General features: G+C 73.0%; 1 protein-coding gene. It reads left to right on the top strand.

Going from position 1 to position 965, the window contains the following annotated elements; genetic code table 11:
• Positions 1–81 precede the first annotated feature (81 nt).
• A partial coding sequence (locus tag OOT08_RS15770; protein WP_325093789.1) for a PucR family transcriptional regulator occupies positions 82–965 on the top strand: 884 nt, incomplete at its 3' end.

Here is a 965-nt window from a genome sequence, read left to right as displayed (position 1 = left end):
CTCGGAATTCGTTCCGGGCGGCGCCGTTGCCGTCTCCGCGCACTCGCCCCTCCCAGCGGAAGCCGATAGTCTGGGCGGACCATGACGCGAACAAAACAGCAGGAGCTTGCCTGGCTCCGGACCATCTCCGGCGAGCTGGCGACCTCGACCCTGAACCGTCTAGAAGAGACCCTGCCCTGGTACGGCGATATGCCGCCCAGCCGCCGCTCAGCCATCGGGCTCGTCGCGCAGACCGGCATCAGCTCCTTCATCACCTGGTACGAGGACCCGTCGAGCACCCCCTGGGTCGCCTCCGACGTCTTCGGCTCCGCCCCCCGCGAGCTGCTGCGCTCGATCAGCCTGCAGGAGACCCTGCAGCTGGTCCGCGTGGTCGTGACCGTGGTCGAGGAGCGCGTCGCGGGCGAGAGCGAGGGGCTGCGCGAGGCGATCATGCACTACTCGCGCGATGTCGCCTTCACCGCCGCCGATGTGTACGCCCGGGCCGCGGAGGCCCGCGGCCTCTGGGACGCCCGCCTCGAGGCCCTCGTGGTCGACTCGATCCTCACCGGCGAGTCCGACGACGAGCTGCCCAGCCGGATCGCGGCCCTCGGCTGGCACGGCCAGGGCGAGGCCGCCGTGCTCGTCGGCACGACCGAGCGCTCGATTGACGTGGACGCCCTGCGCCGCACCGCCCGGCACGCGGGCGCCGATGTCCTCATCGGCCTCCAGGGCGCCCGCCTCGTGCTCGTGATCGGGCGCGCGGACGCCGAGGCCCGTGGCCTGTCCGAGGACATCGCGGCGATGCCCCTCATCGAGATCGCAGAGAAGCTCTCCTTCGGCTTCAACGAGGGGCCGCTCGTGCTCGGGCCCACCGTGCCCACCCTCGTGGACGCGTCCCGCAGCGCCCGCGCGGCCCTGGCCGGGATCGCGGTGGCCCGCGCCTGGCGCAACGCCCCCCGCCCCGTCCTCGCGGACGACCTGCTCCC

The sequence above is a fragment of the Leucobacter sp. M11 genome (assembly GCF_035726885.1).
Lineage (GTDB): Bacteria > Actinomycetota > Actinomycetes > Actinomycetales > Microbacteriaceae > JAPFRB01.
This window is presented reverse-complemented; position numbering and strand designations above follow the sequence as displayed.